Source organism: Rhodoferax sp. U11-2br, assembly GCF_018619435.1.
Lineage (GTDB): Bacteria > Pseudomonadota > Gammaproteobacteria > Burkholderiales > Burkholderiaceae_C > Rhodoferax.
The window spans coordinates 76,183-89,634 of the sequence record NZ_JAHFZF010000006.1 but is presented as its reverse complement, the minus strand read 5'-3'; the positions used below and the strand labels follow the sequence as shown (position 1 = coordinate 89,634).

Here is a 13,452-nt window from a genome sequence, read left to right as displayed (position 1 = left end):
ATGACTGGCATGAATCCCAAGCTGCCACCGTTCATTCAAGCGCTGCTGGCGCCACAAGCGTACCCAGGTGAGGTGAAGCGGGTGGAGCTGGTCGAAACCCACATCTCCTGGGTGCTGCTGGCCGGTGAGTTCGCCTACAAGATCAAAAAGCCGGTCAAGCTGGCGTTTCTGGACTTCAGCACCCTGGCGCTGCGCCAGCAGGCCTGCCTGGACGAACTGCGTCTGAACCGCCGTCTGGCGCCGGACATTTACCTGGACGTGGTTTGTCTCAACAACTCACCACATGGCCCGCAGTGGGGCGGCACGGGGCAAGTGTTGGATTACGCCGTGCGTATGCGCCGGTTTGACGAAGCCGGTCGGCTGGACCACGTGTGTGAGCGCGGTGAACTGCGCCCAGTCCACCTGTCCGACCTAGCGGGCAGTCTGGTGGCTTTTCATGAGACCGCCGCTTTCGCCGCACCTGACACCCGTTTTGGTGTGCCCGATCAGGTGATGGCCCCGATGCTGGACAACTTCACCGATTTGTCCACCATGCTCAAGCCGCCGCCTGACGCTGATGCCCTGGCCCGGTTGGCATGCTTGCAAACCTGGACGCAGGCGCAATTTAAGCAACTGGCGCCGCTGATGCACGCGCGCAAATCTGGCGGCCGGGTGCGGGAATGCCATGGCGACCTGCACCTGGCCAATCTGGTGCTGATCAACGGCGCTGTGCGTCTGTTTGACTGCCTGGAGTTCAACGAAGACCTGCGCTGGATCGACGTGGCCAGCGACATCGCCTTTCCCTACATCGACCTGCTGGAACACGGCCAGCCCGGCTTGGCTAACTGGCTGCTCAACGAGGTGCTGAGCCACAGTGGCGACTACCAGGGGTCGCTGTTGCTGCGGTTTTACGCCGTCTATCGCTGTCTGGTACGCGCCAAGGTGGCTGCCATCCGGGCCAAGCAGTTACATGCCTACACCTCTGAGGTGCAGGCCGACATCAGCTTGGCCGAACGACTGGCGGCGCCGCACCCGGTGCAACTGACGGTCACGCACGGTCTGTCGGGCTGTGGCAAAACTTATTTGACCGACCAATGGCTGCAGCAAAACAACCATGCCCCGACGCTGCGCCTGCGGGCCGATGTGGAGCGCAAACGCCTGTTCAAGTTGGGGCGTTTGGCGCAGTCCAACTCAGGCATCAACGCGGGCATCTATGCGCCTGAGGTTCACGCCCAGGTCTATGCCCATCTGCGCGAGCTGCCGGCGAGTTTGCTGGCGGCGGGTTGGTCGGTGATAGTGGACGCCAGCTTCCTCAAACGTGCTGACCGCGATGTGTTTCGCGCCCTTGCGGCTGAGCAAAATGCCCGCTTTGCCATCCTGGCGCCGCAGGCCAGTCCAGAACAATTGCGCGCACGGATTCTGGCGCGCAACGCAGCTGGCACCGATGCTTCCGAGGCGACGCTGGCCGTGCTGGCCCACCAGCAACACGAGTTGGAGTCCTTGACAGATGATGAGAGAGTCTTTGTGCTCTAGCCCTTGATATAAAAGGGCTGATAGCTATCTTTTAAAGAGTATCTCACGGGCTCGGCAGGTACTTTTTTCACCAGCACCAACAGGCAAACAGATGTCATGTGTGTGTGAAATCTGTCGTTAGAATCATCCCGTTGGTGCTCGCGGCGTGGTTCACACGACGCAGTTCAACGGGAAGCAGGAGGGTCCAGGCTGACAACAGCCCACCTAACCTGCGCTGCCCCCGCAACGGTAAGTGGACGAATCGTCAAGATTCCGCTTCCATCACGGCCACTGAGTGTTTCAAAGACGCTTGGGAAGGCGATGGAGGTTGCATCCACCAGCCCGGATACCGGCCAACAAGGTGGTGGCACGTTCGCGTGTTGCCGTGATGCTCAAGCACTGTCGGGGACGATGGTGAGAGTTGTTTGCCGGATGTTCCTGCCATGATTTTCCGCTACTGCTGTGCACGCCTAAGTGTCCGCACCCACGGTGCAACCAGGCTGGTTGTCCTGCGTCCGTGTCAGGAGGTACAGCCCGTTTAGCTGCTGTGTTTTTCGCGTTTGTCTGTTGTTCAATCCGTCGTTTTAAGGAGTTACTCCATGCACATCGAACCTGGCCTTGTCGAAGGCGCCAAAATTTTTCTCAGTTATGCCACCGCCGCCGGCGCGCTTGGTTACGCCGCCAAACTGGCTGTTGATACCGCCAAGCGCGATGGTTTGACCGCTTTGGCACTGCGTTCCGCCATGGCCGTTGCCTTGGTGTTTTGCTTTTTTGAGGTGTTGCCACACCACCCGGTGGGCGTCTCTGAGGTGCACTTGATCCTGGGTACCACCTTGTTGCTGGTCTTTGGTGTGGCGCCTGCGGCCATTGGCTTGGCCGGTGGCCTGTTGGTCCAAGGTCTGTTTTTTGCACCGTTTGACCTGCCGCAGTACGGCATGAACGTCACCACCCTGCTGGTGCCGCTGTTTGCCACCGCTGCCCTGGCGCGCAAGATCATTCCTGAGAGCACTGCCTATGTGAACATTGGCTACGCCCAGGCCTTCAAGCTGTCGGTGGCTTACCAAGGTGGCATCGTGGTGTGGGTTGGCTTCTGGGCCTTGTATGGTCGTGGTGTGGGTGCTGAGAACCTGGCCAGTGTGGCCAGCTTTGGCGCGGCTTACATGACCATTGTGTTGGCTGAACCCCTGATCGACCTGGGTGTGCTGGCATTGGCCAAGATGATGCACCGCCTGCAAGGCTCGGTCGCTGTCGACAAACGCCTCTACAGCGCGGCCTGATCCATGGTGCAGCCCAAGCCCGGAACCGTTTGGTTTGTGGGGGCCGGTCCGGGTGACCCGGACCTGATCACCGTCAAGGGCCGGGGGCTGATTGAGCGCGCGGGCGCCATCCTGTTCGCTGGCTCCCTGGTCAGCGAAGCTGCCACCCGCTGGGCACCAGCGGATTGCGTCATTGTGGACAGCAAAGACATGACCCTCGAAGCCATGTCGGCTTGGCTGATCACCCAGGCGGCGCGCTGCGAGACCGTGGTGCGCCTGCAGACCGGTGACCCGGGCTTGTACGGCGCATTGATTGAGCTGGTGCAGCCGCTGGATGCCGCGGGTGTGCCGGTGCAGGTGGTGCCGGGGGTGTCCTCGGCCATGGCCTCTGCCGCAGCGGCAGTCGAGAGCCTGACCCTGCCCGAAGTCACCCAGACCGTGATTCTGACCCGCATGGAAGGGCGCACGCCCATGCCTGAGGGGGAGTCGCTGCAGGAACTGGCGGCACACCACAGCACCTTGTGCATCTTCTTGAGCATCACCTTGATGGGGCAGGTCACCGCTGCGCTGCGCGCCGCGGGCTGGTCACCGGATGCGCCGGTGGTGGTGGTCCACAAAGCCAGCTGGCCTGGTGAAGAAAAAATTGTACGCGGCACGGTTGACACCATCCAGGCGCTGTGCCGCGAGGCCAAGCTGGTCAGCCAGTCGATGATCATCGCCAGCCCGACACTGGGCGCCCGGCATTGGACCACCCTGGCCAAGTCCAAACTCTACGACGCCAGCTTCACCCACCGTTTCCGGCAGGCCAGCGTGCCTGCTTCTCAACTTACCCTGGATACCCCATGACCTCTGACACCATTTTGCTGGTGGGCCACGGCTCACGCGAGGCCTCCGGCAACGACGAAATCCTGGCTTTTGCCCAGCAGTGGCGCCAACGTCAGCCGAGCTGGTCGATCGAGGTCTGTTTTATTGAACTGGCAGACATCACGCTGGCGCAAGGTTTGGCCACCGCGGCCGCCAAGTCGGGCCGGGTGATTGTGGTGCCGCTGATCCTGAATGCGGCGGGCCACGTCAAGATGGACATCCCGCAAGCGATTGACGCAGCGCGCGTCCGGTTTCCACGGGTGCAGTTTTTGTACACCCCCGAGTTGACCGCTTGCGACCTGCTGTTGAAGGTGGTGCTGCGCCGCCTCAAAACCGCGATGAAATCGCTGGACATGCCCGACCCCACCACCACCGGTGTAGTGCTTCTTGGGCGCGGCTCGTCCGACCGCCATGCCAATGGCGAGATGGCGAAAATGGCGCGCTGGGTCATGGAAGAAACTGACCACCCGTTGGTGGATGTGGCGTTCACCGGCATCACCTACCCCCGGCTCGAAAAAGTGGTGCAACGCCAGCACCTGCTGGGCATGACACAAATTGCGGTGTTGCCGTATTACCTGTTCAACGGCACGCTGATGGAGCGTATCGTGCGCCAGGTGGCCAACCTCAAGACCCAGTACCCCACCGTGCGTTTTGCGCTGACCAACTATTTTGGGTTTGAGCCCGAGGTGTTTGAGGTGCTGGAGCAGCGTGTCAACGATGCCCGCCTGGGTCGCCCCGCTGCGATGATGGCCTGTGATGGCTGCAAGTTCCGCGAGTTTGCGGTTGAACATGGCCAAGGCGGTCATTTGCATGAGGACGGCACACACCACGGCCATGACCATGCACACCCGCACGAACACGACCATCCTCACGAACATGAACATGAACATGAACATGAACATGAACATGAACATGAACATGAACATGAACATGAACATGAACACGGTCACCACCACCATCCCCATGTCGGAGCCCCGACATGAGTTTGCCCACCGCCAACGTCATCACCGAACAACTCACCGCCGCTGGCCGCGCCATCGAGCACGATTCGTTTGCGGTGATCGACCGCGAAGCCGGTCCCCACAACTACGCACCTGAACAGTGGCCCGTGGTGCGTCGCATGATTCACGCCAATGCCGACTTTGATTTCAATGGCTTGACCGAATTCCACCCCCAGGCGGTGAGCGCCGGGCTGGCGGCCATTTTTTCGGGCCAGGCTCGTGTGGTGGCCGATGTCGAGATGATTTGTGTGGGTCTGTCTGCCCCGCGCCTGGCGCACTTTGGCATCAGCACCCACCAGTTCATCAGTGATCCTGATGTGATTGAGCTGGCTCAGGCACAGGGCACCACGCGTGCGGTGCAGGCCATGCGCAAGGCGCACAGGCTGGGGCTGCTTGATGGCGCCATCATCGGCATCGGCAACGCCCCCACCGCTTTGATCGAGGTGGTGCGGCTGATCCGCGAAGAGGGTGTCCGCCCGGCCCTGGTGGTTGGCATGCCGGTGGGTTTTGTCTCGGCGGCTGAGTCCAAGGACCTGATGGCCTTGCAGAATGATGTGCCCTGGGTGGTGATCCGTGGCCGCAAGGGCGGCTCGACCCTGGTGGTGGCGGCCATCCACGCTTTGCTGGGCATGGCGGAGGCCAAGGCCAACAGCAAGGACAGCACCGCGTGATGGACAAAAGTGTGCCGCGTGGCACACGCACCGGTTTCACCACCGGTGCGTGTGCCGCAGCGGCGGCGAGGGCGGCGGTCATCGGCCTGGTGACCGGTCAGGTGCCTGACAGTGTCGAAAGCCAGTTGCCCAATGGTGACTTGGTGACTTTCGCCGTGCACGATGGCCGTTGTGACGGGGTTTGTGCCCATGCCATGGTGATCAAGGATGCGGGTGACGACCCCGATTGCACCGACAAAGCCCATTTGACGGCCGATGTGTGCTGGCAAGCCGACTCACCCGGCCGGGTGCTGCTGGCTGGTGGTGTCGGGGTGGGACGGGTGACGATGCCCGGCTTGGGCCTGGAGGTGGGTGGCCCGGCCATCAACCCGGTGCCGCGCCGCAACATCGAAGCCAATGTGCGCCAGGCTGCTGGGGCGTTGCTGGACAACGCGGGGCTGGTCGTGACGATCTCGGTGCCACAAGGCCAGGAGATGGCAAAAAAAACCACCAACGCCCGACTGGGCATTCTGGGGGGGATTTCGATTTTGGGCACCACCGGCATCGTCAAGCCGTATTCCACTGCCGCCTACCGCGCCAGCGTGGTGCAGGGGGTGCATGTTGCTGGCACCTTGCCGCAGGGGGTGGTGGTGCTGACCACCGGTGGTCGCACCGAAAAGTTTGTCATGGAACAGCTGCCACATCTGCCCGAGGCCGCCTTTGTGCAGATGGGTGACTTTTTGCGTTACGCCATGAGTGCGGCGGTGAAAGCCGGTGTGAAGCAGGTGGTGATTGGCGGCATGGTGGGCAAACTCACCAAAATCGCTCAGGGTGAAACCATCACCCACGCTGGGCGGGCTGACGTCGACACCGGGCTGCTGGCCGATCTGGCGGCAGAACTGGGTGTGGCCCCCAATGTGTGTGCCGACATCCGCGCCGCCAAAACCGCACGTTATGCCGGTGAACGCATGGATGAACTCGGCTTGGGCACGGTGTTCCACACCACTCTGGCGCAACGCGTGGTGCAGACCTTGCGTCTGACCTACCCCGATCAGTTTGATATTCAGGTGCTGGTGTGTGACTTTGATGGGCACAAGATTGCCCAGTACCCATGAACAAGGACGCCATGAAGAATTTGGACAAGTGCCGTGTGTTGGGCGTGCTGGACGATGGCGCGACCAGCCTGAGCCAGGCTGCGCTGGCCCATCTGGAACAGGCGCAGTTGGTGATTGGTGGCACACGTACGCTGGAACTGCTGGCCGAGCACATCGCGCCGCTGGCAGAGCAGCGTGACCTGACCGGAGTGATGTCGCAGGTACCGGAATGGATTCGCGCCGCGCTCGACGATGGCCTGCGTGTGGTAGTGCTGGCCACCGGTGACCCGTTATGCCATGGCATTGCTGCCTACCTAGCTTCGCGTCTGTGTGTGGACGTCATCGAGGTGCTTCCCAACGTCTCGACCCTGCAACTGGCCTGTGCCCGGCTCTGCCTGCCCTGGCAGGACATGCGTTTTGTCTCGGTGCACAGCCGCGATGCCGGGGAGTGGGTGGCAGGGTCACCGCCCAGCCATGGTTTGTATGGTTTGCTGCGTGAACTGCGCCAGCACGACCGCCTGGCGGTGTTGACCAGCCCGTCCAATTCACCCGATCGCATTGCCCGGATGCTCGTCACCGAAGGCCTGGACAAGGACTGGGAGATGGCGGTGGCCGAGCGCCTGTGCCAACCGCAGGAGCGTGTGGTGAGCGGCTTCAGCATCCAGGCCGCCACCGAAATGGTCTTTGCCGATCTCAATGTGGTGCTGTTGTGGCGCACCACCTTGCGTGTGTCGCCGGTGTTGTTTGGCCTGCCTGATGCCAGTTTTGTACAGCGCCACCCGGAAAAAGGCCTGATCACCAAAAACGAGGTGCGAGCCGTGTCCCTGGCGCGTCTGCAATTACGGCATAACAGCGTGGTCTGGGACATTGGCGCGGGGACCGGCTCGGTCGGGTTGGAGGCGGCCCGCTTGTGCTCGCAGGGCCATGTCTACGCGATTGAAAAAAACGCTGACGATTGCGCCAATGTGCTGCAGAACCGCCGCGCGTTGGGTATCAGCAACCACAGCTTGGTGCACGGTAAGGCGCCCGATGGCCTGGCCGACTGGGGCGACCCCGATGCGGTGTTCATTGGTGGCTCGGGGGGGGAGCTGGCTGCCTTGATCCAACTGGTGTTACAACGCCTGCGTCCCGGTGGCTGGCTGGTGATGAATTTTGTGACGCTGGAAAACATGGCCACAGCGGTTGAAACGGTCAAAACCCTGACGACCAGCTGGGATGTGCTCCAGTTGCAGGCCTCGCGCAGCCAGCCGATCCTGCACATGCACCGCATGGCCGCAGAAAATCCGGTCTGGATCATCTGTGCCCAGGCGCCATCTGCCCTGACAACTTCTGAATTTGTAGCAACTCATGTCTAAAAACGGCACCCTTTTTGGCGTCTCTCTTGGTCCTGGTGACCCTGGCCTGATCACCCGTCGCGCCTGGGCTTTGCTGGAGCGCCCCAATGCCATCTGGACCTACCCGGTGCGTAACCTGCGCTCGGACAGTTATGCATTCGACATCGCCCAGCGCGCCGGTTTGCCGCTGCCTGCCCAGCACCTGCCGCTGCTGTTCCCAATGACCCACGACGCGGAAAAGCTGGCGCGCCATTGGCTCAAGGCCGCAGAAACCGTGCGCGATTTGCTGGCCACCGGGCAGGATGTGCTGTTTCTGGTGGAAGGGGATGCCTCCACCTATGCCAGCTTCAGTTACCTGGCGCGGGTGCTGCGTGAGTTGGACCCGGCGGCGCAGGTGGAGGTGGTGGCGGGTGTGAGTTCATTCAACGCGGTGTGTGCCACGGTGCAGGTGCCGCTGTCCGAGCAGGACGACACCATCGCCATCGTGCCAGCAGCTTATGGCATCCACGCGGTGGAGAAGATGCTTGACGACTTTGATACTCTGGTGCTGATGAAGGTCAAACCGCTGTTGGATGATCTGATCGACTTGCTGGAGCGCCGTGGTCTGCTGGCCCACAGCTGCCTGGTGGAAAAAGCGGGGTCCCCGCTGGAGCGGGTGGTGCGGGATGTGGCCAGCCTCAAAGGCAGCCCGGTCAATTACCTGTCTTTGCTGCTGGTGAAAAATCCGGACCGTGAAAAAGGGCCGCTGGTGCGCGGTTGTCGCAAAAAGACCAGCACCGAGCTGGCCGAGGAAGCTGCCCAATGAGTGAACTCCATATGTCTGCTGTGACCGAGCCGGTGCCGCGTGTGGTGCTGATCGCCATCACCAAACATGGCGCGCAACAAGCCGCGTTGTTGGCAAGCCAGCTTCCCGCTGCCCATGTGTGTGTCGCCGACAAGTTTGCCCCGCTGCTGGCTGGTGTCAGCAACCCGATCCAGACCTACAGCGGCCCGTTTCGCGATGAAGTAGCGCAGCTCTTTGCCAACTTCGATCAACTGGTGTTTTTTGTTTCACTTGGTGCGGTGGTGCGCCTGATTGCGCCCTACCTCAAAAACAAGGACGAAGACCCTGGTGTGTTGGTGGTGGACGACGCCGGGCAGTACGTCATTCCGGTGCTCTCAGGCCATATTGGTGGTGCCAATGCCATGGCCGAACAGGTGGCTGCGTTGCTGGGGGGCACCGCAGTGCTGACCACCGCGTCTGACGTGGGCAAGACCATTCCCGTCGACATCCTGGGGCGCGAACTCGGCTGGCGTGTGGAGTCGCCCAAGATCAACATCACCCGCGTCTCTGCCGCCGTGGTCAACCAGGAGCCGGTGGCCCTGGTGCAGGAGGCGGGCAGCCCCCACTGGTGGACCCGCCCGACGCCCTTGCCAGCCAACATCCAGCGTTTTTCCCGTTTTGAAGATGTGGATCTGGACCAGTTCAAGGCGGTGTTGTGGATCACCCACGCCGAAGTCACCCCCGCGCACTGGGGGCAACTGCATGAGCGACTGGTGGTTTACCGACCGCCGCAGGGGCAGGACGCATGAGTGCAGCGCTTCAGAGCGTCGCGGTCGGTCTCGGCTGCGACCGGGGTACCCCCCTGACCACGGTACTGCAGGCGTTGTACGACGCGCTGGCCCAGGCCGGGCTGAGCCGCACCCAGGTGCGGGTGTTGGCCAGTATCGAGGCCAAGTCCGATGAGCTAGCTTTCCTCGAGCTGGCCAAGGTTGGCGGCTGGCCGCTGCGTTTTTTCAGCGCGGCCGAACTGGCGGTGGTGTCGGTGCCCAATCCGTCCGAGACCGTCTTGCGTTACATGGGTACCCCCTCGGTGTCAGAGGCGGCTGCGCTGCTGGCGGCCGGGGCACAAGCTGATCAGTTGCTGGTCGAAAAATTCAAACACCAAGGCGTTGACGGAAAAAACGCCACCATTTCCATTGCAAGGATGACGCATGACCGAGATCGTTTCTGAAGCCCCCGTGACCACCCAACCGCAAGGCAAGATCATGCTGGTGGGCATTGGCCCGGGTAGCTTCGCCCAGATGACCCATCGCGCGGTCGAAGCCATTGCCGAGGCCGATGTGGTGATTGGGTATGTCACCTACATCAAGCTGGTGGCTGATCTGCTGGAAGGCAAAGAAGTCATCCGCAAAGGCATGACCGAGGAGCTCGACCGCGCCGTGCATGCGCTGGAGTGCGCCAAGGCGGGCAAAAAGGTGGCGCTGATCTCCAGTGGTGACGCCGGGGTCTACGGCATGGCCGGCCCGACCTACGAGGTGCTGTTCCAGGCGGGTTGGACGCCGGACAGCGGTGTGCCGGTGGAGATTGTGCCGGGCACCTCGGCCATCAACGCCTGCGCCTCGCTGGTGGGTGCACCGCTGACGCATGACTTCTGCTCTATTTCGCTGTCCGACCTGTTGACCCCCTGGCCGGTCATCGCCCGTCGGCTGGAGGCCGCCGCTGCGGCTGATTTTGTGGTGGCGCTCTACAACCCCAAGAGTGGGCGACGCACCCAGCAGATTGAGCAGGCGCAGTACCTGTTTTTGCGGCATCGCTCGCCCCAGACACCGGTGGCGGTGGTCAAGTCGGCCTACCGTCGCCGCCAGGCGATTGTGTTCACCACGCTGGACAAGATGAGTGACTGCGACATCGGCATGCTCAGCACCGTGTTGATTGGCAACAGCAACACTTTTGTGCGCGACGGCCTGATGGTCACCCCACGGGGTTACGCCAACAAATACGACATGCAAGGCGACGGCAGCGCACGTGAGGGCGAAAAGCGGGGTCGCTCCCTGTCTACTGGCCTGCTTGGGTGGATGGCCAATTTACACGCTGACTTTGCTGAAGGCATCAGCCTGACGCAACTGGCACAGCTTCACCATCTGCCCGCAGACTATCTGGAGCTGGTGCTCAACACCCCGCTTGAAGAAGAAACACCTGGTGCTGACGAGGCTGAGGCATGAGTGAGGTGATCAAGCCGAAAATTGGTGACTACAAACGCCATCTGCTGATTTGCACCGGCCCGCGTTGCACCCAGGATGGTGCGTCCCAAGCCCTGTTTGATAGCCTGGGGGAGAAGTTCAAGGCCGCGGGTCTGAACGACGGTGCGATGCGGGTCAAACGCAGCCGGGTCAGCTGTTTTGCCGCCTGCAAGGGGGGGCCGGTGATGTGTGTGCAGCCGGACGGCACCTGGTACTACAACGTGACATCCGACAACATGGACCGCATCATTGAACAACATCTGGTGGCGGGTCAGCCGGTGGCTGATCTGGTGTTTCACCAAGGTCCGGGAGACTGCCATGAGTGAGGCAGCTGGGTTTGTCTACATCGTCGGCGCTGGCCCCGGCCCGGCCGACCTGATGACCTTGCGTGCGCTCAACCGCCTGCAGCGTGCCGAGGTGGTGGTGCACGACCGGCTGATCACACAAGAGGTCCTCGATCAGATTCCGGCCAGCGCTGAGCGCCTCTACGTGGGCAAGGCCCTGGGCAACCATGCGGTGCCACAAGACCAGATCAATGCCTTGCTGGTGCAGCATGCCCAAGCCGGGCGGCAGGTGGTGCGGCTCAAGGGGGGTGACCCCTTCGTGTTTGGGCGCGGGGGTGAAGAGGTGCAGGCGCTGCAAGCAGCCGGCATCGGTTTTGAGGTGGTGCCGGGTGTGACGGCAGCCAGCGGCTGCTCAATGGCCGCAGGCATCCCGCTGACCCACCGCGATCTGGCAGGCAGCTGTGTCTTCCTGCCCGGCCATCTGGCCGACGAGAGCAGTGGGTATGACTGGTCGGCTCTGGCACGCCCGGGCCAGACCCGGGTGTTCTACATGGGGGTGCAGCGCCTGCCGCACATTGCCCAGCAGTTGATCTCGCATGGTTTGCCGCCAGACACCCCCGCCGCCATCGTGCGCGACGGCACCCGGACCACCCAGCGTATCTGGGCCACCGGTCTGTCTCGACTGGTGACGCTGGCACCCTCTTATGGCCCTCAACCCGGGCTGGTGATCATTGGAGAGACGGTACAACTGAGCCCGCACTACAACCAGGTGTGAGGCTGGATGGGCCCGTCGGCCGGTTTCAGGCATGGGGAGTACATTAGGTCCTCCTCGTTTGATACCCAAGTGCATGTCCAAACCCATCCAACTCGCCGCGCCCGACCCCCGTCAGAACCAGATCCTGGCGGCCTTGCCCAAAGCTGAATACGAGCGCATCCTGCCCGATCTGGAGCTGGTGGCCATGCCCCTGGGCTGGACCATGTCGGAGTCGGGTGACCATGTGCGCTACCTGCACTTTCCGGTCTCGGGCATCGTCTCGCTGATTTATGCGCTTGAAGACGGCTCCTCCAGCGAAATTGCGCTGGTCGGCAACGAAGGGCTGGTCGGTATTTCGATTTACATGGGCGGTGACAGCCTGCCCAGCAGCACCGAGGTGCAAAGCGCTGGCCAGGCCTACCGGCTCAGCCGCAAAGTCATGAAACACGAGTTCGAGCAGGGTGGTCAGTTACAACACCTGGCCTTGCTCTACACCCAGGCATTGATCTGCCAGACCTCACAAATGGCGGTATGTAACCAGCACCACTCGGTGGAGCAGCAGTTCAGCCGCTGGTTACTGATGAGTTTTGACCGCTTACACAGCGACAAAATGATGATCACCCAGGAGCAGATTTCCCACCTGCTCGGCGTGCGCCGCGAAAGTGTGACCCAGACCGCAGGCAAGCTGCACAAGGAAGGGCTGATCACCAAGGCACGTGGCAGCATCAGCGTGCTTGACCGCGACCAGCTGGAGGCTCGGGCCTGCGAGTGTTACGCCGCTGTCAAAGGGGAGTGTGAACGGCTGCTGCCCCCACCCAAGACCAGGCACTGAACGCTTATGTCAGGCGTCCTGTTTGCTATTTATTTAATAGCTTTTGTCCCTTTTTATGTAAGGGATTTAGGCGGTTTCTATGCTGGAATCGGTGGCCTTCCGTGTGTCCGTGAGGGCGTTACACGGCGGGCAGTCAGCTGATGGGTTGGCGGTGGCCTAGCCCATCACTGCACGTTGCACATCGTTTTGCAGGCTGCGCAGGTGGGCCCGCACCGCACCCCGGGCGCCTTCGACATCTTTGTTGCGCAGGGCTCGGATGATCTCGCGGTGTTCGTGGTGGTTTTCCTTCTGGCGGTGCAGGGGGCTGTGCAGACGAAACAGCCGGGCGTCATCACGCAGTTGCTGGATCAGCAGGGGCATCACGATGTTGCCGCTGGCATGGGCGATGAACATGTGGAAACGGTCGTCAAAATGCCAGTGCTCGGTCTCGGTGTGCTCTCCCACGTTGAGGGCATCGACCTCGGCGTCGAGCCGATCGAGGTCAGCCTCGTCGATCTTGCCAATGGCCAGGGCGATGGCTTCACACTCCAGCAGCTCGCGGGTGCGCATGGCATCAAAATACTCCTTGGTGCCGACACTGCGGACCGAGTACGAGCGGGCGTCGCGCCGTACCAGCAGGCCTTCACCGGCCAGGCGGCCCAGCGCCTCGCGCATCGGTGTGCGCGAGATGCCTAACTCGTCAGCGAGTTTGCCTTCGAGCAAGGTGCTGCCGGAAGAGATCTTGCGGTCCAAGATCAGCTCGCGCATGCGGTGATACGCCTGGTCCGACAGGCTGGATGAGCGCACCTCCAGGGAGCCCAGCGGTGGCAAGGTGGTGACAGATTCCAGATCGCTCGACATAGTTGTATTGACCCTTTTTTGCCGGTGGCAGACGTGTCCAGATTATCGC

Annotated in this window: 15 protein-coding genes and 1 riboswitch; of the genes, 14 read left to right on the top strand and 1 reads right to left on the bottom strand. The window is 61.8% G+C overall.

The features are described 5' to 3' along the window. The 14 genes from KKO72_RS05855 (at nt 1) to KKO72_RS05790 (ending at nt 12,563) form a co-directional block, all read left to right on the top strand. A complete protein-coding gene (locus KKO72_RS05855) occupies nt 1-1,512 on the top strand; it encodes a bifunctional aminoglycoside phosphotransferase/ATP-binding protein (RefSeq protein ID WP_251140479.1) in 1,512 nt (503 codons plus the stop codon). A 115-nt stretch (nt 1,513-1,627) separates the two neighbouring features. Next, a riboswitch (cobalamin riboswitch) is annotated at nt 1,628-1,864 on the top strand. 226 nt (nt 1,865-2,090) lie between these two features. Further along, nucleotides 2,091-2,768 (top strand): energy-coupling factor ABC transporter permease, encoded by a 678-nt coding sequence (locus tag KKO72_RS05850; RefSeq protein WP_214936390.1) that lies wholly within the window; start codon nt 2,091-2,093, stop codon nt 2,766-2,768. 3 nt (nt 2,769-2,771) lie between these two features. Next, complete coding sequence (gene cobM, locus KKO72_RS05845; protein ID WP_214936388.1) at nt 2,772-3,593, top strand: precorrin-4 C(11)-methyltransferase; 822 nt, start codon at nt 2,772-2,774, stop codon at nt 3,591-3,593. Further along, a complete protein-coding gene (locus KKO72_RS05840; protein WP_214936386.1) occupies nt 3,590-4,594 on the top strand; it encodes a sirohydrochlorin chelatase in 1,005 nt (334 codons plus the stop codon). Before cobM ends, KKO72_RS05840 begins: the two co-directional genes overlap by 4 nt. After that, a complete protein-coding gene (locus tag KKO72_RS05835; RefSeq protein ID WP_214936383.1) occupies nt 4,591-5,283 on the top strand; it encodes a precorrin-8X methylmutase in 693 nt (230 codons plus the stop codon). Before KKO72_RS05840 ends, KKO72_RS05835 begins: the two co-directional genes overlap by 4 nt. Continuing rightward, the gene (locus KKO72_RS05830) at nt 5,280-6,377 is read left to right on the top strand and encodes a cobalt-precorrin-5B (C(1))-methyltransferase (RefSeq protein ID WP_214936381.1); all 1,098 of its coding nucleotides are present in this window, start codon (nt 5,280-5,282) and stop codon (nt 6,375-6,377) included. The genes KKO72_RS05835 and KKO72_RS05830 overlap by 4 nt, the downstream gene beginning before the upstream one ends. Nucleotides 6,378-6,388: 11 nt before the next feature. Then, nucleotides 6,389-7,711, top strand: a complete 1,323-nt coding sequence (cbiE, locus tag KKO72_RS05825) for a precorrin-6y C5,15-methyltransferase (decarboxylating) subunit CbiE (protein WP_251140478.1) — start codon at nt 6,389-6,391, stop codon at nt 7,709-7,711. Then, complete coding sequence (gene cobI, locus KKO72_RS05820; RefSeq protein WP_214936376.1) at nt 7,704-8,495, top strand: precorrin-2 C(20)-methyltransferase; 792 nt, start codon at nt 7,704-7,706, stop codon at nt 8,493-8,495. The genes cbiE and cobI overlap by 8 nt, the downstream gene beginning before the upstream one ends. Continuing rightward, nucleotides 8,492-9,262 carry a cobalamin biosynthesis central domain-containing protein gene (locus KKO72_RS05815; RefSeq protein ID WP_251140477.1) on the top strand — a complete coding sequence of 257 codons (771 nt, stop codon included), beginning with the start codon at nt 8,492-8,494 and terminating at the stop codon, nt 9,260-9,262. The genes cobI and KKO72_RS05815 overlap by 4 nt, the downstream gene beginning before the upstream one ends. Beyond that, complete coding sequence (locus KKO72_RS05810) at nt 9,259-9,684, top strand: cobalamin biosynthesis protein (RefSeq protein WP_214936374.1); 426 nt, start codon at nt 9,259-9,261, stop codon at nt 9,682-9,684. Before KKO72_RS05815 ends, KKO72_RS05810 begins: the two co-directional genes overlap by 4 nt. Then, nucleotides 9,665-10,675: a precorrin-3B C(17)-methyltransferase gene (cobJ, locus tag KKO72_RS05805; RefSeq protein ID WP_251140476.1), complete on the top strand. Its 1,011-nt coding sequence runs from the start codon at nt 9,665-9,667 to the stop codon at nt 10,673-10,675. The genes KKO72_RS05810 and cobJ overlap by 20 nt, the downstream gene beginning before the upstream one ends. After that, nucleotides 10,672-11,019: a ferredoxin gene (locus KKO72_RS05800; RefSeq protein WP_214936372.1), complete on the top strand. Its 348-nt coding sequence runs from the start codon at nt 10,672-10,674 to the stop codon at nt 11,017-11,019. The genes cobJ and KKO72_RS05800 overlap by 4 nt, the downstream gene beginning before the upstream one ends. Continuing rightward, on the top strand, nt 11,012-11,752 hold the full coding sequence (gene cobA, locus KKO72_RS05795; RefSeq protein ID WP_214936370.1) for a uroporphyrinogen-III C-methyltransferase: 741 nt from the start codon (nt 11,012-11,014) through the stop codon (nt 11,750-11,752). Before KKO72_RS05800 ends, cobA begins: the two co-directional genes overlap by 8 nt. A gap of 73 nt (nt 11,753-11,825) precedes the next feature. After that, nucleotides 11,826-12,563 (top strand): Crp/Fnr family transcriptional regulator, encoded by a 738-nt coding sequence (locus KKO72_RS05790; protein ID WP_214936368.1) that lies wholly within the window; start codon nt 11,826-11,828, stop codon nt 12,561-12,563. Nucleotides 12,564-12,719: 156 nt separating this feature from the next. Here KKO72_RS05790 and KKO72_RS05785 read toward each other — a convergent pair whose 3' ends face one another. Then, entirely contained in the window at nt 12,720-13,403 is a 684-nt protein-coding gene (locus KKO72_RS05785; RefSeq protein WP_214936366.1) for a GntR family transcriptional regulator, read from the bottom strand. Nucleotides 13,404-13,452 lie beyond the last annotated feature (49 nt).

Coding starts and splice junctions, on each gene's coding strand:
- cobJ (WP_251140476.1), top strand. CDS start 9,665: ATGACCGAGATCGTTTCTGAAGCCCCCGTGACCACCCAACCGCAAGGC.
- cbiE (WP_251140478.1), top strand. CDS start 6,389: ATGAAGAATTTGGACAAGTGCCGTGTGTTGGGCGTGCTGGACGATGGC.
- KKO72_RS05785 (WP_214936366.1), bottom strand. CDS start 13,403: ATGTCGAGCGATCTGGAATCTGTCACCACCTTGCCACCGCTGGGCTCC.
- cobI (WP_214936376.1), top strand. CDS start 7,704: ATGTCTAAAAACGGCACCCTTTTTGGCGTCTCTCTTGGTCCTGGTGAC.
- KKO72_RS05790 (WP_214936368.1), top strand. CDS start 11,826: ATGTCCAAACCCATCCAACTCGCCGCGCCCGACCCCCGTCAGAACCAG.
- cobM (WP_214936388.1), top strand. CDS start 2,772: ATGGTGCAGCCCAAGCCCGGAACCGTTTGGTTTGTGGGGGCCGGTCCG.
- KKO72_RS05855 (WP_251140479.1), top strand. CDS start 1: ATGACTGGCATGAATCCCAAGCTGCCACCGTTCATTCAAGCGCTGCTG.
- KKO72_RS05815 (WP_251140477.1), top strand. CDS start 8,492: ATGAGTGAACTCCATATGTCTGCTGTGACCGAGCCGGTGCCGCGTGTG.
- KKO72_RS05850 (WP_214936390.1), top strand. CDS start 2,091: ATGCACATCGAACCTGGCCTTGTCGAAGGCGCCAAAATTTTTCTCAGT.
- KKO72_RS05810 (WP_214936374.1), top strand. CDS start 9,259: ATGAGTGCAGCGCTTCAGAGCGTCGCGGTCGGTCTCGGCTGCGACCGG.
- KKO72_RS05835 (WP_214936383.1), top strand. CDS start 4,591: ATGAGTTTGCCCACCGCCAACGTCATCACCGAACAACTCACCGCCGCT.
- KKO72_RS05800 (WP_214936372.1), top strand. CDS start 10,672: ATGAGTGAGGTGATCAAGCCGAAAATTGGTGACTACAAACGCCATCTG.
- KKO72_RS05840 (WP_214936386.1), top strand. CDS start 3,590: ATGACCTCTGACACCATTTTGCTGGTGGGCCACGGCTCACGCGAGGCC.
- cobA (WP_214936370.1), top strand. CDS start 11,012: ATGAGTGAGGCAGCTGGGTTTGTCTACATCGTCGGCGCTGGCCCCGGC.